The 19,943-nt window shown below is 47.4% G+C and carries 14 protein-coding genes; 3 read left to right on the top strand and 11 right to left on the bottom strand.

Translation table 11 applies throughout. The features are described 5' to 3' along the window. Together QUA04_RS23040 and QUA04_RS23035 are read right to left on the bottom strand one after the other, a co-directional pair. Nucleotides 1-885, bottom strand: an 885-nt coding sequence (locus QUA04_RS23040; protein ID WP_333261210.1) for a hypothetical protein, incomplete at its 3' end; no start/stop codon positions are given. A gap of 641 nt (nt 886-1,526) precedes the next feature. Then, entirely contained in the window at nt 1,527-3,635 is a 2,109-nt protein-coding gene (locus QUA04_RS23035) for a GAF domain-containing protein (RefSeq protein ID WP_333261207.1), read from the bottom strand. A gap of 313 nt (nt 3,636-3,948) precedes the next feature. Between QUA04_RS23035 and QUA04_RS23030 the strand changes: the two genes are divergently transcribed. Continuing rightward, nucleotides 3,949-4,860 (top strand): pantothenate kinase, encoded by a 912-nt coding sequence (locus QUA04_RS23030; protein WP_333261204.1) that lies wholly within the window; start codon nt 3,949-3,951, stop codon nt 4,858-4,860. Between the two features lie 64 nt (nt 4,861-4,924). Here the strand turns inward: QUA04_RS23030 and QUA04_RS23025 are convergent, their stop codons facing one another. The 3 genes from QUA04_RS23025 to bcp all read right to left on the bottom strand — a co-directional run bounded on the left by QUA04_RS23025 (nt 4,925) and on the right by bcp (nt 6,896). Continuing rightward, nucleotides 4,925-5,731 carry an alpha/beta hydrolase gene (locus tag QUA04_RS23025; RefSeq protein WP_333261201.1) on the bottom strand — a complete coding sequence of 269 codons (807 nt, stop codon included), beginning with the start codon at nt 5,729-5,731 and terminating at the stop codon, nt 4,925-4,927. 158 nt (nt 5,732-5,889) lie between these two features. Beyond that, nucleotides 5,890-6,345: an NUDIX hydrolase gene (locus tag QUA04_RS23020; protein WP_333261198.1), complete on the bottom strand. Its 456-nt coding sequence runs from the start codon at nt 6,343-6,345 to the stop codon at nt 5,890-5,892. Between the two features lie 86 nt (nt 6,346-6,431). After that, nucleotides 6,432-6,896 (bottom strand): thioredoxin-dependent thiol peroxidase, encoded by a 465-nt coding sequence (gene bcp, locus QUA04_RS23015; protein ID WP_333261195.1) that lies wholly within the window; start codon nt 6,894-6,896, stop codon nt 6,432-6,434. Between the two features lie 761 nt (nt 6,897-7,657). Here bcp and QUA04_RS23010 point away from each other — a divergent pair. Beyond that, entirely contained in the window at nt 7,658-7,846 is a 189-nt protein-coding gene (locus QUA04_RS23010) for a hypothetical protein (protein WP_006632360.1), read from the top strand. A gap of 99 nt (nt 7,847-7,945) precedes the next feature. Here QUA04_RS23010 and argH read toward each other — a convergent pair whose 3' ends face one another. The 6 genes from argH to QUA04_RS22980 form a co-directional block, all read right to left on the bottom strand. Then, a complete protein-coding gene (gene argH / locus QUA04_RS23005; protein ID WP_333261192.1) occupies nt 7,946-9,331 on the bottom strand; it encodes an argininosuccinate lyase in 1,386 nt (461 codons plus the stop codon). A gap of 287 nt (nt 9,332-9,618) precedes the next feature. Then, on the bottom strand, nt 9,619-9,858 hold the full coding sequence (locus QUA04_RS23000) for a hypothetical protein (protein WP_333261189.1): 240 nt from the start codon (nt 9,856-9,858) through the stop codon (nt 9,619-9,621). Then, entirely contained in the window at nt 9,848-11,335 is a 1,488-nt protein-coding gene (locus QUA04_RS22995; protein WP_333261186.1) for a PP2C family protein-serine/threonine phosphatase, read from the bottom strand. Before QUA04_RS22995 ends, QUA04_RS23000 begins: the two co-directional genes overlap by 11 nt. 558 nt (nt 11,336-11,893) lie before the next feature. Beyond that, nucleotides 11,894-13,654: a signal recognition particle-docking protein FtsY gene (ftsY, locus tag QUA04_RS22990; protein WP_333261183.1), complete on the bottom strand. Its 1,761-nt coding sequence runs from the start codon at nt 13,652-13,654 to the stop codon at nt 11,894-11,896. 147 nt (nt 13,655-13,801) lie between these two features. Then, the gene (gene nusB / locus QUA04_RS22985; RefSeq protein WP_333261181.1) at nt 13,802-14,434 is read right to left on the bottom strand and encodes a transcription antitermination factor NusB; all 633 of its coding nucleotides are present in this window, start codon (nt 14,432-14,434) and stop codon (nt 13,802-13,804) included. Nucleotides 14,435-14,846: 412 nt separating this feature from the next. Next, nucleotides 14,847-15,572 (bottom strand): DUF502 domain-containing protein, encoded by a 726-nt coding sequence (locus tag QUA04_RS22980; protein ID WP_333261179.1) that lies wholly within the window; start codon nt 15,570-15,572, stop codon nt 14,847-14,849. 1,126 nt (nt 15,573-16,698) lie between these two features. On the opposite strand from QUA04_RS22980, the gene QUA04_RS22975 reads away from it, so the two are divergent. Then, nucleotides 16,699-19,527 carry a PAS domain S-box protein gene (locus tag QUA04_RS22975; RefSeq protein ID WP_333261176.1) on the top strand — a complete coding sequence of 943 codons (2,829 nt, stop codon included), beginning with the start codon at nt 16,699-16,701 and terminating at the stop codon, nt 19,525-19,527. Nucleotides 19,528-19,943: the final 416 nt, after the last annotated feature.

The following is a 19,943-nucleotide window of genomic DNA, read 5'->3' as shown; positions in this document are numbered from 1 at the left end:
GCCACCGGTGCGAGTAACGTTAATCGTCGCCACGCTGCCTTCAGCCACCGTGTAATTTGGTTGGGCGAACTGGAAGAGACTTGGAGATGTCGGCGTCGGTGTCGGAGTCGGCGTTGGCGTCGGCGTTGGCGTCGGCGTCGGCGTCGGCGTCACATCAATGCCTTGATATTGAATACTCCGCACTAGGTAGTCGGAACTATCGCTTGGGAAGGAGGGATAGGTGGGGCTATCGTAGGCTTTGGCCTTGAACCGCAGTTCGTCAAAAGCAACGCTAGTGGAATTTGCTTGTATCTGGAATGTGAAATTGCCATCTGCACGATCGCCAATGAAAGTCACTCCATCTGAAGACACAGCGATCGGTTTTTGACCGCTCGTCGGACCGTCGCCGCGAGAGATCGTAAAATTGCTGGCCGATACCTGCGACCCATTATTAAAGAGTTCCAGCAAACCAACTTCATTACCTTGATCGTTCACTGTAGTAGAACTTGATTTGGGAAGTAATCCACTCAGGCCGATCGTGGCGCTAGTAATGTCCTTGTTATCTGCCCATTTCACCTTCAGCACCTGAGATTTATTGGTGTTGGGGTCAAAGTTGATTTCCGCCCGAAGTTTAGTGGCGTCGGTGAACCAACCAGGATAATCAGATGCGACACCAATACCACCGGGACCGCCGTAGCTCAACCAGCTTTTAGGGTTTTCGTTCGTTGCTAAGGTGAGGTTGCTGATGACAGTAGGGTTGGTGTAGTTCGTTTCCACGCCATCAAAAGCTATCCCAGACAGTTGGATGCCTTGATTCTGGGCGGCAGTAGGCCATTGTGTAATTAGGTCACTGATGCTGCTGTAATTAGTGTTTTGACCCAAAGAACCAGTGATTGAAGTAGCCATAGCTTCTCCTTTGATGATGAGTAATTAATGATTAGAAGTGACTGAAAACCAGAGGTTGGGCTTTCTTGTAGCGATCGGTCACTGCAAGAAAATTTTCCTCATACCTGCAGGTAAATCAAGTAAAAAGGCTTGCCCAATAAGCATCTGAAGGTATTATTGCCCCTGACCAAATGTTGAGTGTAAATAATTACACCTACTTAGACCTATTTACATAGGGATGTTTAACTTTCATCCTCAATAAGTTTTATCCGGAAAAATTGCGATCTTTTTTTCAGCCCTATACAAAGCGGGTTTTCCACATCTTTAGAGGAGAGCTTAAATCCCAGAGCCCGGCCCCCCAAGAGGCAGCGTTCACTGCTTCAGCGGACAAAAGTGAATCAGCCGAGACAATTATGAGTAAAAATCCTCAGGATTTTATATGTCTAAGCATAACCCTGTTGGGAATTTCTGAAAATTAGGGTTCGGGCGTAAGTTAAATCTGATTCCATTAAAAATGCCTTAGCGAATCTGGCCGTAGGCATCGCTAAAAAACCAAGTTTATTGGTGATCCGTAATGTGATTGACGATCGCTAAAAAATGTCAAATGGGTTCTATAATACTGCCAGAGTAACAAAACATGATTAATCTGACTAAAGTAGGAATTATGCACTTATCCTCCTCTGATTTGTCAGGGGCAACTCTACAATAAACTCAGTTCCTTCGCCCACCTGACTGACGCAACTGATCTTGCCGCCGTGAGCTTGAACAATTACCTGATAGCACACTGAAAGTCCCAAACCCGTGCCTTTACCCACAGGTTTAGTAGTAAAAAACGGGTCAAAAATCTTGTCTTGAATTTCAGCAGGAATGCCAGATCCCGTGTCGCGGACAGAGATTGTTACCCAGTCCGGCTCGCTTTGCCAACTGCGGATGGTTAATTCCCCCGGTTTGCTCGTTGACTGGAGCGCATCTAAAGCATTGTCAATCAAATTATAAAATACTTGGTTAATTTGACTGGCATGACATTGGACGGGCGGCAAACGGCCGTATTGCTTGTCTATTTTGATATGAGTTTTTAGCTTATTTTGCAGCATCAAGAAACTGCTTTCTAAACCTTCATTCAAATCTACTGGTTTAAATTCAGCGTGGTCTAAACGAGAAAAATTTCGCAGCGTCATCACGATCGAGCGAATCCGCCCGCTGCCTTCTCGCATTGAATTGATCAGTTTACCAAAGTCTTCTCGAATGTAATCGAGTTCTAGTTCTTCATTGATTCTGACAATTGCCTCTGCTGCTTCCGGGCAGGCATTTCCGGCCATTTCTAGAGCTTGGTTCAAGGCTTTAAAATATTCTTGAGCGTGAAACAAGTTAGCGTGGATGAAATTGTTGGCGTTGTTAATTTCATGAGCAATTCCTGCTACCATTTGCCCCAAACCTGACATTTTTTCGCTTTGAATCAATTGCTGCTGTGCCGATCGCAATTCTTCTAACGCAGCCTGCAACTGCTGGGTTTGAGCTTGAGATTTTACCGCAGCATCTTGGACTTGGCTGTAAAGTTCTGCTTGCTGAATGGCGATCGCCATTTGGTTGGCTATCTGGGACAGCAACTCCATTTCTTGCCGCTGCCAATTGCGGGTATCGCGGCACTCGTGGGCAATCAGCAAACCCCACAGCCTACCGGGAAATTTAGGATTATAGCTTCCGGCTGTTTCGGGGGAACTTTCTTCAGTTCTAGATGTAACAATCGGCACAATCAGATTAGCTTTTACCTGCAAACTATCTAAGAAATCAACGTGACAAGGCTCTAAACCAGCATTAAAAATATCATTAATTGCTTTGACTCGCCCTTGCTGGTAAAGATCGGCGTAATCTCCCCGAAAACACTTATCAGCCCCCATATCTCCTAAAATTGAAGGCCAAGGAACCGTCATATTTTCAACAACAACTTTTCCTTGCCAGTTGTCTTGAAACTGATAGATAATTACTCGATCGCACTGCAACATTTGGCGGACTTCCCTCACCGCTGTTTGTAGGATCGTTCCCAGATCCAGGGTACTGCGAATTTGGTTGCCGATCAGCCGTAGCAGGGATTCTCGTTCGGCTTGGCGCCTGGTTTTGCTATAGAGTTTGGCTTGATTGATCGCGATCGCCAATTGCGATCCTACCCCTTCTAAAAGCTGCCTTTCCCAATCAGTCCATTCACGTTCGCGATCGCACTGATGCAAGCCAATTATGCCATTCACTTCACCTTGATAGCGAGTAGCTACTGCCAGCATTGACTTAATCTCCAAAGCTTCGGCAATTTTTCGGGTTTGTGGGTTCAATCCCGGAAAATCGAGAAACTTCGTCACTGCTAGGGACTCTTGCTGAGACACGACGGCAGCCAAATGCGGATTGTCAGTCATCGGTACTTTCATTCCCAGTTGGATGGGATAGTCTCCCGCGTTGTACTCTCCGCGCGTAACTAAAGTTTTTTCTGTATTTGATTCTTTGACTAAAATGCTCACGCGACTGCACTGTAACGCTTGCCCCAGCAATCTGCAGGCCGATGTCAAAATTTCTTCTATGTCAAGTGTACTGCGAATTTCGTTATTAATTTGGTTCAGCAAGTTTGATAACTGAACTTGCTGCTGCATCTGCACGATTAGGGCTTTTTGTTGGTCTACTTCCGGCAGCGAAAGACTTTCTTCCTGCATCCAGTTTTCAGATTCAGGCAACCGCGAAGTTACTCTGTGCCAGGGGTTTTCGTGTTGTTGTATTTTTAAAGACATATTTACTCAGCAGTTGTACAGTATTTTGATTGAGTCTGGTTTTATAAACCTGTGCTTACCCCGCCAACAGCCCCATCGCAGCTACCAGGACTTTTGGAATATCTTAAGACATTATAAAGGATGCAGCCTGAGCAAAGCAATTATTTGCTTTACAAATATTTATATTTAGCAAGTATGCCCTCTGCAGCCAACAATACTAATTGGTGCGCTGCATGGAACTTGGTCAGATGTCAAATAGAGTTAACCGCCCGTTTAAGCGTAAAATTAATCTAAAATCTATCTTTAGTTCAATGTTTGCGCCGACTCGATCAACATGGAAAATTCAATTCCCGACAATTTTCGTTCGCCAGCAAGCATCGACAACATTACTTCTGGATTGACAGGTAAAGCCCAGATTAAAATAGCTTTAGCGATCGGCAATTCCCGGCTGCACTGGGGATTATTTGTGGGCAAAACCCTGGAGAAAACATGGGATACAGAGCATCTCAATGCTGATGCTGTTTCCCCACTCTCAGAGGAGGAAAAAGCAGAATATTTGGTGCAAATAGTAATGAGGTCGATCGAGGAAATATCTGCTCAAAATCTCCTTTGTCTTCCTGCTACTCCCGCTTTTTCTAATCCTCACACACTTTCTTTCGTGCCACTGCCTCTAATTGTGGCTTCAGTAGTTCCCCAGCAAACAGCAATTTGGCAGAGTTATCCAGATGTCCGAATTATTACTTTAGACCAGTTGCCGATCGGGGGACTCTATCTTACCCTGGGAATTGACAGAGCTTTGGCTGTACTGGGCACTGGCAACCAATTGGGTTGGCCAGTTTTACTTATAGATGCTGGTACAGCTTTAACATTTACTGGGGCTGATGTCAATAGGTATTTAGTTGGGGGGGCAATCTTACCAGGTTTGGGTTTGCAGTTATCGTCGCTAGGTAAAAAAACCGCTGCATTACCTTCAATCAGTTTACCACAAAATCTGCCATACCGCTGGGCTACAGACACTGCTGGGGCAATTCAAAGCGGAGTTGTGTATGCGACGGTGGCAGGAGTTAGGGATTTTATTGAAGATTGGCGGTGTTTGTTTCCTGATAGCAAAATTGCGGTCACGGGGGGCGATCGCACTATGCTTTTAAAATACCTCACCACATCCTTTCCTGATACAGCCGCAGGCTTAATTGAGGCACCAGAGGCTATTTTTTGGGGAATTAGCCTGTTGACTGTTGACTGTTGACTGTTGACTGTTGTCATTTTATCAATGACCAATTCCCAATTGCCAATAATTATCAATTCCCAATTCACTTAGCAAACTCGCGAATATATTTAGCAACAACATCCGGGACTTCCTGCGGCAAATTGCTTTCCCCCGGACTGACTAATTGTAGTTCGGCATTAGGAGCCAGAGCAGCATAGGATTGACACAGAGACAAAGCTGCGGGAGTATCTTCAGAACCGTGCAACAGCAAAATAGGCGCTTTCAGCAAAGGCAAATTCTCCTCAACTAATTCCGCTGTAATTTCAGCCCGCCGCCGCCGGAACAGCAACTGCACCGCAACAGGGGACTCAATCAACTGCTGTCTGAACTTTAGCAATCCGTCAATCTTTTTTTGGCTACCCAGCAACTTAGCAATTGGATAGATCGATCGTAGCCACCACAAAGCCAGCGGAGGTTGGCCGATTAGCCAGCTAGCCGTCTGCCACCGCCCCCGCCGGTTGCCAACCTTGACGCCTTCTGGGGCCAACAACACCAAACCCTGAACTCGATCGGGATATTTGATAGCGTAGCTGGTGGCCACCCAGCCGCCCACAGAGTGAGCGATTAAATAAACTTGTCGCAGGTTCAAAGTATCGAGGTATTGGGCGAGACATTCTACTTCCAGGTCGATCGAATAATGAAGATTCCGGCGTTCCGAGTCGCCAAACCCTAGCAAATCCGGTGCGAAGCAGTGGTAGTAGGATCTCAAATGTTCGATCGTCCGCAGCCACTGACTGCTGTCCTGCCAAGAACCGTGCAAAAATACTAAATTCGGGCCTTGACCGACTTCGTGCCAGAAGATTTGCCCTACAGAGAGTTTGACCCGAGAATTGCGTAACGGTGAGTACATCCGGTTAAATATTTAGTAATAAAAAGATGATTAATTTAATCTTCAGAGATTGTGAATTAAAGTAGGAAAACATTAAAAATTAATTCCCCAGTCATCACAGACAATTTTTGACGGCGAGGTAATTTCCGACTTTTCTCAAATTTGGATGCCTTGGCGATTTACGCCAAAGTGGTCAGGCCTTGAAAATAGTCCTGTAAGTGCTGGTCGTTATCGTGGCTGAGCGCGCCCTCCGGCAGCGATGCGGGCAAAAAAGCCTCAACCTCGCTAATTTCAAGCGTATCCTGAACTTGCATCTTTCCCTGCACCTCTGCTGCCACCACGATACAAATCGAGTGCAGGCGAGGGTCTCGATCGGCAGCCGAATAAACACCCACCAAGCGACGGATTTTGACTAACTCGAGTCCTGTTTCCTCAGCTAATTCCCGGCGGACTGTCGTCGGAATATCCTCTCCCCAATCCACCATACCTCCCGGCAGTCCCCAGCGACCGTTGTCGCGGCGGCGAATTAACACAATTCGCCCGTCAGGCAATACGGGAATCACCGCAGTACCAGTAACGGGATGTCGAAAAATCAGTCCCAGCACAGTTTGTACAATTTGCCACAATCGACGCATAAACTCAAAAGCTTGTTTAGGAGATAGTATTTTCAGGCCTCCTAGCTTGCAGCTCCGGAGTGTTTATTTTTAATTTTTGATTCACGCTAGAGGTCTGGCAAGCCTGCTAAGATATCCGCCGCGTGAGTTTCTGGTTTGACTTTCCGATAAACCTTTTCAATCCTACCATCCGGGTCGATCGCGAAGGTCGATCGAGTAATGCCCATAAATTCTTTTCCCATAAATTTTTTGAGTCCGTAACAGCCGTAGGCGGTAGCAACTTCGGCGTTTAAGTCGCACAGCAAGGGAAAAGGCAGTTGATATTTAGCTGCAAACTTGGCGTGGGCCCCGGCCCCGTCTGTACTGACGCCGAGGACTGAAATATTGCGCGACTCGTACTCAGAGTAAATGTCGCGAAAGGCGCAAGCTTCTTTAGTACAGCCTGGAGTATTGTCCCGAGGATAAAAGTAAAGTACAACTCGCCGCCCTCGAAAATCGCCAAGGCTGAGGACATTGCCTTGCGCGTCGGGCAGGCTGAAGACAGGAGCTACGTCACCGGGATTGATAGTCATTTGTCGTATTTTTGTCAAGAGTTTATAGAAATCTTCTGGAAGATTGAAAACATTGCGTCCCCTCGCACCCAGATTCCCAGCGACTTGAATCCCCGTGTTCTTTTTTCTGGGTCTTGTACCGGGTGTGCTATGATCGTCATCGGTCTAAAATTGAGTATAACTAGCCAACGTAAAAACTTAACTGGATTAGTTGAGTGCGTAGTCACACCTAACAGTGTTGCGGTTTAGCTAGGTAGACAGGAATCCCCGCACTATACCGATAAAAGGTTAGTGTGGGATCAAAGGCGCGTCAGACTCCTGATTCCACCCGTTCATAATCTCATAAGCATAGCTTTGAGCCGTGGAGGGGTGGACAACGAGACGAACCCATTCCTTTTTATAATATCAGTGGGGCTGGACGTGTTCCTCACTTTAAAACGCCGTAGAGGGAAACGATTGGAGTACCTTGAAGGAAGTTCTCGATCTCCTTAACAGGACTCAGAAGCCTAAACCATATCGCTTGCGATTGTTGTGGGAGCGTCACGAAAGCTAAATTTGAAGAAAACCTAGCTACAGAAAGAGAACTGATCGAGTACGGTAGGGCATACCGGAATTTACGCTTGGGGAGAAGACACCTATAATGCGGCTGGAGAAATCCTGTCGCAAGCAAGTGACTTCGCTGAACCAAGAATCTCAGTCACCAAGAGTGCACAGAGTGTCAACCTTAAGAATCCCCGTGCGTGAAAGCCCGGGGACTGTCAATGTTTATTAGTGAGGTCAGAATGGCTAAGCGCCGCAATCTCAAGAAAGAGAAGGCACAACGAAATCAAGCATACGCTCGCAAGTTTCGCAAGCGGAGAAATCAAGATATGTTCTCCAATAAGAGAAGACGATTTGACGGCGGTAACGGCGGTGGCATGGGCGCCATGAGCGGTGGCAGAGACAAAGACATGGCTGCTGCTGAAGATTAATTGCTGAGGCTATCTGCCGAACTTAGAACCAAAGTGGAAAACACAATCGTTCTTTCGTAGAGATAGCCAGCCGGAATTTGTCCAATAATTCAACGATGTTTAGGCGAGTCGATCGCGCGCAGCGATAAGTGATTTTCTCACTTGTTCAAACCCGGTACCCCCGTAACTATTGCGAGCCGCCACCACTTGCTGAGGTGCGATCGCGCTGTAAATGTCTGTCTCAAAGGCTGGGTGCAAGTCTTTCCACTCCTCAAGTGTCAAATCTTTGAGGAGTTTGCCCCCCGAAAGGCAAGTTTTGACGACTTTGCCGACAAGGTTGTAAGCTTCCCGGAAGGGAACGCCTTTGGCGGCCAAGTAGTCGGCTACGTCTGTAGCATTAGAAAAGTCTTCCGTAACTGCTGCGGCGAGGCGATCGCCATTAAACTCGATTCCTTCGCGCAACAAAATGGTCATTGCTTCCAAGCAACCCTGTACCGTTCTTACGGTATCAAACAAAGCCTCTTTATCTTCTTGTAAATCTTTGTTGTAGGCCAAAGGAAGTCCCTTCACTACTACCAACAAGGCTTGCAAGTTACCGAACACCCGCCCCGCTTTGCCCCGCACCAACTCCGGCACGTCGGGATTTTTTTTCTGGGGCATGATGCTAGAACCAGTAGCGCAGCTATCTTTGAGCGTAATAAATCCAAATTCGTGAGAAGACCACAAAATCATTTCTTCTGACAAGCGGCTCAGGTGTACCATAATCAAGCTGGCTGCAGCGAGAAATTCTATGGCAAAATCTCGATCGCTCACTCCATCTAAGCTATTAGCATAAACCTTGTCAAATTGCAAGAGTTCTGCAGTATAATGTCGGTCGATCGGGAAAGTCGTCCCCGCCAGCGCGCCACAACCCAAAGGCGAAACATTCACCCGCTTGCAGATATCGCCGAGACGTTCCCAATCGCGATCGGTCATTTCAAAATAAGCTAACAGGTAATGAGCCAAACTGATCGGCTGAGCGCGCTGCAAATGAGTGTAACCGGGAATTAAAGTTTCCACGTTACGATCGGCAATATCGAGCAAAACCCCTTGAAATTCCCGTAATTGCTCACGAATTTCTGCGATGCGATCGCGCACATACAAGCGAGTATCAGTGCCGGCTTGATCGTTGCGCGATCGGGCCGTGTGCAACTTTTTCCCAGCATCCCCCACGATCTCCGTCAGCCGCTTCTCTACAGCGAAGTGAACGTCTTCTGCATCAACTCCCGGAACAAAAAGTCCTTGGCGGTATTCCCGGCGGATCTGTTCCAAACCATTGACTAACTGTTCGCCTTCTGCTGCGGAAATAATCCCCGTTTTTGCCAGCATTTTAGCGTGAGCGACAGAACCAGTCAAGTCGTACTCAATCAATTCAATATCGAAGCCAATACTAGCATTGAATCGGGCGATCGCCGGGTGCAGCGCCGATTCAAATCTTTGACTCCAAGTTTTTTGTTGTGTTGTCATTGCTCAAGCTAAAACTAGATTGTATCTCTCTTGCAGAAGTCTATAAAAACCGATTTGTAGCAAAGACTTTAGTCTTTGCTCCGGTTTGTAGTCAGCACTTTAGTCCTCCATCCCAAATTATGTACGAAAAAACTCAAGTCCTGACTACAAAGTTTTTATACATCTTTTGACCCAAAAAAACTGAAGTCTTGACTACAAAACTGTGAAACTTTTGCTACATCACCAAGAAGTGAAGTTTGGGCTACAAACCTTTAAATCTGTTACCGATACCTTCTTCTACAAGAACTCTAACGAAAAATCCCTTTAAAGAACCACCCAACAAAAATACCTATAAAAAAAGCTCCTATTTGACCAGTCGAAACAAAATTGTTCCAAGCTTTCTGGAAATTGGTAAAAATTTCGTAACTTTGAGCCAAAACCACCGTCGAACTCAAATGAGATTTCAAAACTAACACGTGACCGAGATCGTTCCAATTAATCGAACTGGTTAATCCAGCAGTAATTTCCGGCATTAAATTAACTATCATGGTGATTTTCTCCTGCTAAAGGTGTTACCCTCAGTACAACCAGTGTCATGTCATCTTCGTTACGATTGCCGATGCCGATAAACTGGTGTACGCGATCGAACAAATAATCCAAAATTTCTTCAGACTGCTGGTAATTTTGACAGGCCCACTGAAAAGCCGAGGTCAAGTTATCCTCGTCAAAGCGATCGCCCCTTTGATTAGCAGCATCGGTAAATCCGTCTGTGTAATAAATAATAGTATCTCCTGGCTGCAATTGCACTTGAGCTTCTTGGTAATGCGAATCAGCATCCAGGCCAATTAACATTCCCTCCAAAGTATCGAGCTGAAGAATCGTATTAGTTGCAGCTTGCCACAGCAAAGGCGGGTGGTGAGCAGCATTGCTGTAAGACAAAACGCGAGTTTTCGGGTCATACTCCGAATAAAACAGAGTCACAAAACGGTGGGAATTTTCCAAATCCGCGTGCATAACCCGGTTTAAATGTTGCAAAATTCTCGACGGCGAGTGGCGGTTCAAAACCTCCGCCCGCAGCATACCCCGTGTCATCGTCATCAACAGGCCAGCCGGTACTCCTTTGCCCATCACGTCGCCGATCACAATGCTCCAGCGGCCCTTGTCGATTTTGGACTTGAGATTTTTAATTAGGGATGGGGGGTTTTCCCCCTCATTCTCCTTGCCTATCGGGTCGTAGTCAGCGGGAATAAAATCATAATAATCTCCGCCGACTCTGCTAGCAGTTTGGCAGCGGGCGGCCACGTCAACACCGGGAATTTTGGGACAACTGCGGGGTTGCAGCCGCAATTGAATTTCCGCCCCGATTTCTAACTCTCTGTCTAAGCGGTCTTTTTCCGCCAACTTAACAGTAAGTTCGTCTTTGCAAATAGCCACGGCAGTTTGATCCGCCACCAACCGAACTAATTTCTGTCTGCTGGGAGTCCAGATATATTGCGGGTCACTGCTAAAAACATAAAGCCGTCCGCGTTCCAAATTGTTGACTAAAATGGGCGCCCCAAACAAATGAACATCCGGGCCCAAATAACGACCGACTTGCAGGTCTAGACTAGAAGTTTGCCCAGAGGTTTCCGAAAACGATCCAGCAGTAGCGCCAGCACCTGCTGTAGCTTGCCTGGTGGCTATTTCCAGCGCTTTTCGCATATCTTGGCACTGCCGTCCTTCCTGACAATGCAACTGCTGGAACCTGACTTGACCGTTGGGTTTGAACAGCACTAAAGCTCCCCCGTCGGCGTCCGTAACGCGAGTCGCCACCAAAGGCACCAACTCCAAAAATTGGTTGAGATTGTTAAAACTTCGCAGGGCAAATCCCAGCGAACCCAACATATCTTGAACGTTGTGTTGATATCGGTGCAAACGCGCCACCAGTTCTTTGAGGGCAAATACTGGCGTCGCGTCGGTGGAATTGCGACCCGAAGGGCGGTCAGCAGGTTGAGGTGAGGGGCGAGGCAAAGGCACAGCAGTCATTTTAAATTTGTGATTTTCGATCTTAGACGGAGTAATGATTGAGGACTTACGGGCCACTTGAACAGAAACCCGTTTTTTTTAGAACAAGTAGTTTGATTTGAGCCAGTAGGTTCGGTACTCAGAGATTGGTATCAACTTAAGTCTGAAATTCTTAAGCAATCTCGTTTATAGCTGAGTCTAGAGCCCCCTAAATCCACGCCACTTGCTTTACTTGGGCGACCCAAGACTGCAGCGGCTTCCCTTAAGAAGGGGGACTTTAACCATTTGCTGTCGCCCTTCTTAAGGGGAGAGCCAGGGGGATAGGGAAGAATTTGGAATCAGACAGCAGACTGATACTAAATTTGAGCTTAATTTGACACGCTACTGGCGCTTTGAACCCAAACCAGCAAGAACAGGGGGAAGGTATTGTTTCTAGGTATTTAGTTTTCACTCGCCGCCCGTGGTGGCGCAAGTCCTGCGATGGTAGTTTGAGGTTAAGGATTTGAGATTTTGAACCTCTGTATCCGCCTCCAAAAATCGGGACGACCACAGATACCTGATCAATCTAAAATCTAAAATCTAAAATCTAAAATCGAGTAGGGCTTCCACAAATTCGTAACTAGAAAACGGGCGCAAGTCTTCGATGCTTTCCCCGACTCCAATAAAGCGGATGGGCAGACCAAGCTGCTGCACTACTGCTAGGGCAACACCACCTTTAGCAGAACCGTCGAGTTTTGTCAATACTACTCCGCTTAATTTTGCCGATTCTGCGAATACTTCTGCCTGTCGCAAACCATTTTGACCCAGTGTGGCATCCAAAACCAGTAGAGATTCTACGGTAGCGCCTGGGGCTTTCTTATCTACAATGCGACGGATTTTACTTAATTCGTCCATCAGATTTTTTTTGTTTTGCAGGCGGCCTGCGGTGTCTACGATCAGCAGTTCTGTGCCTCGGGCGCTGGCAGCGGCGATCGCATCAAACACGACAGCAGCCGGATCGGTATTTTTCCCTGGATTGGCAATAATTTCGACCCCACTGCGGGAACCCCAAACTTTCACCTGTTCGACTGCGGCGGCGCGGAAAGTGTCGGCTGCAGCAATCAGGGTTTTATAGCCGGATTTTTGAGCAATGTGCGCTAGTTTGCCGATCGTCGTAGTTTTGCCCGCACCGTTGACTCCTACGATTAACCAGATGTTAAAAGTGTCTTTTTCCGGGGCAAATGTCAGGCTGTAGGCGGGATTACCGGCGGCGGTTTCGGCACAGGGAGCGTCCAGAATGTCGCGTAGGATGGTTTTCAGGTAGGCTAGAGCCTGTTCTGGGGGCAGCACTTCTTGTTTGAGTCTTTCTTGGAGGCGAGTGATAATGATATCGGTGGCTGCGACTCCGACATCGGCTTGTAGCAGCAAAGTCTCAATTTCCGCTACCGCGTCTTGATTGAGCGGTCCTTGACCGACGATCGCCTTTAGTCGATTAATTAAGCTGCGGCGAGTTCTTTCTAAGCCTTTCCGCAGTTTTTGGAGCCAAGTGATTTCTTCAACGGATACTTGGTCTGGGCGGCGGCCTTGACTGGCTAAGATTTCTGAAGACCACAGGAAGCCTTCGTCAAAGGCGAAACCGGGAATTTCTTCGATAATTGCCGCTCTCTCGGCGGCGGCTGCAATGACCTCTGGTTCTTCAATGGCGGTTTCTTTGAGGCGTTCGATGCGCTCCATGCGATCGGCCTGAGCTCTGGCCCAAAACGGCAGGGCTTCCGCTACTTGGCCGTCGGATGCGAGTGATTCGGTTTCTACAACCTCTGTTGCAGGTTCGGCAATTTCTATATTTTCTGCTGTAACTTCTAATTGTTGAGCTATAGGTGCAATGTCGATCGCCCCGGCTGTTGGTTGCAGAGTTTCTGCAATTTCTGCTGGGTTGGCTGCATTGAGTTCCATCGCCTCGCTTGCTTCAAGTGTGGCGGGTTCTGCAATTTCTGGAACTTCTGCAACAGTTGGTGCGGTGGGTGCTGGTTCAAGTTCGATCGGCTCCGTTGCTTCAATAGTCGCCGATTCTGCAACTTCTGCAACTGTCGCGATTTCTGCTTCGGCTGCTGGAACATCAGGCGCTGCTGTCTCGGAAACTTCTGTTTCGGGTTTTTGCTGTTTTTGAATATTTTTGTAAGCAGCTTTTGCCCAATTTAGATAATCTTCGGCTACAGCAGGATAGCTTTGGTCTGCGGCTGCATCTGTTTGAGGCTCAACTGGTGCGGATTTTGCCGACTCATCTTGCGGCTGTTCGGGGGTTGCCTCTGTTTCTGAAGATTTGTTTTCGCTGTACTGGCGACGAAACCAATTAAATACCATAGGAAATTGGGAATATAGTTATTAGTCCTTAGTTTAGAGCGGATTGCGGATTGCGGATTGCTAATGACTCCGGGTAAGGTTCGCGCCCCGGCGTGCACCCTCCGGGTAAGGTGCCCACCAAGCACCCGGAGGACTGATGACTAAGGACTAGGGACTAGCAACTTCTGCGTTGATTTTATCGACTACTCGGCGGAGGACTCCGTTGATGAAGCGATGTCCTTCGTCGCCGCTGTAGCGTTTTGCGAGTTGGACGGCTTCATTGACGCTGACTTGTTCGGGTAAGCCGAGATATAGCATTTCGGCGAGCGCGATTCTCATAATATCTCGATCTATCCGGGCCAACCGTTCTATTTGCCAGTCTACAAGGGCTTCCGAGAGCAATTCATCAATTTGAACACGGTTGGCGCTGACTTTCGTCAGGATTTGCAAAGCATAGGTGCGGACATCTTGCTGGTTGGCTAGCTGGATCAGTTCTGGAAACTCCATTGCTGAACCGAGACGGTTGATGGCGGTTTGGGTGAGTTCGACTGCTTCCCGCACCATTGCTCTAGCACTTTGTATATCGGCGGCGCGGATTTCGCTAGCAAGCAGTTTGTCGCTACTCCGCTGCACTTCGGATGCTGCTGCTTCTAGGGATTCTTGAACTTCTGCTGTCAGGGTGCGGATGGCGGCGAGGAGAACATCTTGCAGTTTCTTGGCTTCTAAGAGTTCTGGATTCGTCGGCAGTTGGCTGATGCCGAGGAGTGCGAGTTCGCGTGCTGTTTCACGGGCTTTTTTCATAGTTTTTAGATAGGAATTGGGACTTTAGGAATTTGGGAATTTTTGAGATTGCTAGGCGCTGGTTGAGAGCATAGACTTGGACTTTAGCAGAAAAACTCGCAAAAAACCCGCCCTGAGTCACGATTGTTTCTGGGTAGGTTTTGGAAAGATATTCTCTGTTATTCGGAAAGTAAAGTTTAGAGTTTCCAACCCGCTAACAATGGGGAGCATCTGAGATGTGGCACCATTGTCAATAAGCTTTTTATGAACAGGCAAGATGTGAGAAGCATCTGAGTTTTACTTTTACAGGAGAGCAAGCGGGACGCCTACTATATGTATATATGTAGCGGGCGTCCCGATCGCACTCCTAAAAAACGCTTTTTATTCTGATTGAGATGCTCTCTAAAGCTGACCTACAGATTAATGCCCTGGTTCAATCTTCTTCGACTGGGACAGGCTGGTATCTTGATTCGGATACCAAGGGTTCGAGTGTTTTGCCCTTGATGTTTTCGGGGGTTACTGCAATGGAGTTGTTGGGGTTGACGATGCCGCCAGAGATGATGACTTTAAAGGCATCTTCGATCGACATTGACAAATTGACTAAATCTGCCTCGGGAACGATAGCGTACCATCCGGTAGTGGGGTTGGGAGTGGTGGGGATGAAAATGCCGATCGGGGTTTCACCGGAAAGGTGAGGCGGGATATCGTTACTCTCGATCGTACCGGTCACAAATGCTAAAGTCCAGATTCCTCGCCGGGGATATTCCACTAACACCACGCGGCGAAATTTGTCGTTTGATTTGAGGAGGGTTCCCAGCAGTTGTTTGAGGGTTTTGTAAACCGAACCGGCTAGGGGAATTGCCTGCAACAGCCGTTCGCCAAAGTCTAGCAGCCACTTGCCGAAAATGTTGCGGGCCATTAAACCGATGACTAAGATGCTCAGCAGGGGTACAGCCAGACCTACTAAAAGATTTAGCAGATTCACCAAAATCGGGTGGAGTCCGTCAAAAGGGTTGATCTGCTTGGGAATTTTGGTGAGAAAATTGATGACCCAACTGGCGACGGTAATTGTCAGCCAGATGGTGGTAGCTAAGGGTATCACTACCAATAGTCCTGCGATCAGGTCGTTTTTTAAGTCTTGTTTGATGCGTTGGAGCACGGCGGGTCAAATCTCCTCGTAACTGGTTGCCAATAACCTGAATAAACCTGAGACTAAAGCAACTGCACGGGCTTTACTGGAAGTCACCATAGACGATCGTCTTCAATTCTGCTAAACCCTACCCTTTCTGAGGGGGAAGAGTTAGGGATCGCCAGTGCTGTACCTCTATTTTAAAGAATTATTGCAAGTTGGCGCTTGGTTTTAATATATGCGGGCTGTGCAGCAGCTCACCGTATTGTATATTTTAAGACACTTTGGGTCGGTTCAATCAATAAGCCGATCGGTTAGAGGCAGCCTGGGAGTCCAAGTGTAGCGAGTCCAGAGAAAATTTTCTGTGATTTGTGTAGGAAATTAATTGGTCGATCGAGCTTTCTCAGATTTTCGGCTGGGTGGCACTTCGTTATAGCGAATTCAGGGGAACCTATGCAGGTTGAGTGCAGTGTCTATGCAAAAATATATCTTTGGATAGATGTAGTATGACAAGTTGTTACTATACTGTACGTAATTTTTGATGGCGACAGCGATAAGCAAGGCAACACTTGCCTACCATGCAAGTGTTACCTGGTAGGCAAATCCAGCAAAAAGTAAAGCAGACAGACCAGCAACTTTGACTTTTTTTGACACGATCAATCTATATTCAGGAAATAAGGGCAGAATTCAAGCGAATTCGAGTTTGAGAGGAGCAGCAAAGCAATATAGAATTAACTCGGGCATCACTACAAAAAAAATAATCTGCCAAACGAGGTAGCAGTAGTTAGTAGCAAGCGAGATAAATTACTACATAGCTAGTTGTTTCTAGCCAGAAGCGCGAAACTATTTGTTCAACAGGGTATAGCTAAAAGGTTGCATAGAAGCAAGACTCCAGCGGTGCCGATTCCTTGGAAGCAGACGAAAGTTAAGGAAAAACAAGCGTACTAGCCAATCAAGTCAGAGCCGGGATTCACCTCGCGGCAAGCAGCAATACACTTGATTAGAAGTTAGGATTGAGATATGAATGCTTAACTCATGAAACCAATTGATTTTTACATTTTTTTATGCCATTCAAAACGCAAGACTTTTTTGGGCTTCACTTAAAGTCGCAGCCCGATAAAATTTTGTATCTGATAATTAATATTAAGGAATTTTTGTGAAAACGCTCAGTATCCTCTTAGTAGAAGACAGTCCCCTAGATGCCGAACTGATTGAGGCATACCTAATGGATGGCGGGCTGCAATTTTCTCTGGTGTGTGTGGAAACGCGAGAAGACTTTGCTACGGCGCTGAAAAAACAACGTTTTGACATTATTTTGGCGGATTATATGCTGCCTTGTTTTAACGGGATAGCTGCACTGGAAATCGCCCACACTACTTGTCCGGGAGTGCCGTTTATTTTTGTTTCGGCTACTTTGGGCGAGGAAGTGGCGATCGAAACTCTGAAAAGCGGCGCTACTGATTATGTTCTCAAACGCCGTTTGATACGCCTGGTGCCGTCGATTGAGCGGGCCCTGCGGGAAGTTCAAGAACGGAACGAGCGCAAGCAAGCCGAAGCACAGCAGCAGGAGAGCGAAGCTCGATTTCGGATTATGGCAGATACCGCGCCGGTAATGATTTGGATGTCCGATACAGACCAACTTGGCGATTACTTTAATAAAGTTTGGCTGGAGTTTACCGGTAGAACTTTGGCGCAAGAAAGGGGCACGGGTTGGATGGAAAACTTGCACCCAGATGACTTGCCAGAATGTCTGGATATTTACCAAAAAGCCTTCAAAGTTGGCAGCGAGTACCGGCTCGAATGCCGCCTGAGACGCTATGACGGCGAATACCGCTGGGTTTTGGGTACAGGCGTACCCCGGTACAGACCCGATCGCACTTTTGCAGGTTACATCGGTTCTTACATCGATATTAGCGATCGAAAACAGGCAGAACAAGAACGCGCTGCAGCTTTGTCCCGCGAACAAGCAGCGAGGTTGCAAGCAGAAGAAACTGCTAAAGCGCTGCAATTGGCAAACGATCAAATTACTAACATTCTCGAAAGTATTACGGATGCTTTTATCGCTGTTGATTTAAATTGGAACTATACCTATGTCAACCACCAAGCTATTGAGCTGTTAGGCAGACCAAAAGCAGAACTGATTGGTAAAAAAATGTGGGATATATTTCCCTGGGCTGTCGATTTACCATTTTACAAAATGGCTACCAAAGCATTAGCAGAAAAGGTAACAATCGAGTATGAAGACTTCGTACCGTTATGGAATAAGTGGTTGAAAATGCGTTTTTATCCTTCCGATTCTGGTTTGTCGGGCTACATCCAAGACGTTACCGCTCGCAAGCAAACAGAAGCTGCACTCCAAGCTAGCGAAGAAAAGCTGAGAATGTTAGCCGAAGCTAACTTGATAGGAATTGTCTTCGGAGATATTAACGGCGGTATCATTGAGGCCAACGATGAATTTTTGCGGATAGTTGGTTACACGCGGGAACAGTTGCAGCGCGGGGAATTAAACTCGATTGACATCACGCCACCGGAGTACCAGTCTCTAGACAAGAAGGGGATGGCAGAGGCACAAGCAACGGGGGCTTGCACTCCCTACGAAAAGGAATTATGGAGGAGAGACGGCAGCCGGATTCCGGTGTTAATCGGATATGTTTTGCTGGCGCAAAAGCGGCAAGAATCTGTGGCTTTTATTCTCGACTTGACGGTTGGCAAGCAGTTGGAAAGAGAACTGCACGATCGAGCAGAGGAATTGGCGCGGGCGAACCGGATTAAAGACGAGTTTCTAGGAACTTTGTCCCACGAATTGCGGACGCCGCTGAATGCGATGCTGGGATGGGCACAACTGTTGCGAAACCGAAAGTTTGACGAAAAAACTACTGTTCGGGCTCTGGAAACGATCGACCGCAATACACGCTCGCTGGCAACTCTAATCGAGGATTTGCTAGACGTGTCGCAGATTATTACCGGGAAACTGTCGCTGAATTTGCGGTGGGTGGATGTGATTTCGACTGTTGAGGCTGCGATCGATACTCTCGCGCCCGCGATTGCCGCCAAAAATATTGAAATTGTGACGGATTTCGACCCAACTACCGGGCGGATTTTTGCCGATTCCGGTCGCTTGCAGCAGATAGCGTGGAATTTACTGTCAAATGCGATTAAGTTTACTCCCGATGGCGGACAGGTGAAGGTGGAGGTGCGAAAGATAGAGAGGACTTTGGCCCGTGAGGAATCCGCTTGCTGTAAAAATTTGTCGCCCGCTAGTGTCGAAATTGAGGTGAGTGACACGGGACAAGGGATTTCAGAAGAGTTTTTGCCGCACGTTTTCGACCGGTTCAGCCAAGCTGACAGCTCTACAAAGCGATCGTACAACGGATTGGGTTTGGGTTTAGCCCTAGTGCGGCATTTTGTGGAAATGCACGGGGGGACGGTGCAAGCCGAATCGGCCGGGAAGGGAAAAGGCTCGAGGTTTTTAGTGAGATTGCCAATTCAACAGCTTCCTGCCGAGGGCGGATTTTCTGTTGCCGGACTCGGGGAGTTGGCGATTCCTCTAAGCAAGGCGCGAGCCCCTGTAAAGGAGTCTTTTGTCAACAGCAATCTTTCTGGAGTGCGGGTATTGGTGGTCGATATCGACGCGGATTCCCTGGATTTTGCCTGTACCGTGCTCGAAGATTGCGGGGCCCAGGTGGAGACTGCTAGCTCTGGAAAGGGTGCGTTGGAGGCGATTGAAAGGCTGAATCCGGATGTGTTGGCGATCGATATTGGGATACAGGCCCTTGATGGAGAGGCTCTGCTGCAACAAGTGCGATCGCGGATGGTGCACAAGGAAATTCCGGCGTTGGCCTTCACGGCCATTGGTAGGGTAGAGGAACGCATACGGGCACTGCAGGAAGGTTTTCAAATTTACGTGCCCAAGCCGATCGAGCCTGCTGAGTTGGTAGCGGTGGTGGCAAGTTTGGCAGCGCGCTCAAACGATTTTAGATTTTAGATTTTAGATTGACTCCGCGATGACGGATGTCGTAACTACAAACCAATTTTCTTGCATACGAGCGATCGGATAATTCTTAGGACTGAGGCCAACTGGCACTACATACTTAAACCCATATTCCGCACCCTGAACTGTCACCCTACGAATTTTCGGAGTTTAGCGAAATTGAACTGGCGATCGCCAGTTCAATTTTCCACTTATGTGTATAAAAAGTGACCATTTTGCTTCACAAAATCCCGTAAAAACCGATTGTGACAGTGGAGGGTGCGGAAAGTAGGCTTAAAATTTAAGCTTTATTTGTGAGAGTTGCCCTTAGTCCTAGGGCGTGTCATCAATTAGCAACCCACATTCCGCAGATGTGGGTGGAATTTTTTTATCAGTTGTGAAAAGTGGGAACCCCAAAGTTTTTCCGTTGA

Source organism: Microcoleus sp. S13_C5 (assembly GCF_036700845.1).
In the GTDB taxonomy this organism is placed as follows: Bacteria; Cyanobacteriota; Cyanobacteriia; order Cyanobacteriales; family Microcoleaceae; genus Microcoleus.
This window is presented reverse-complemented; position numbering and strand designations above follow the sequence as displayed.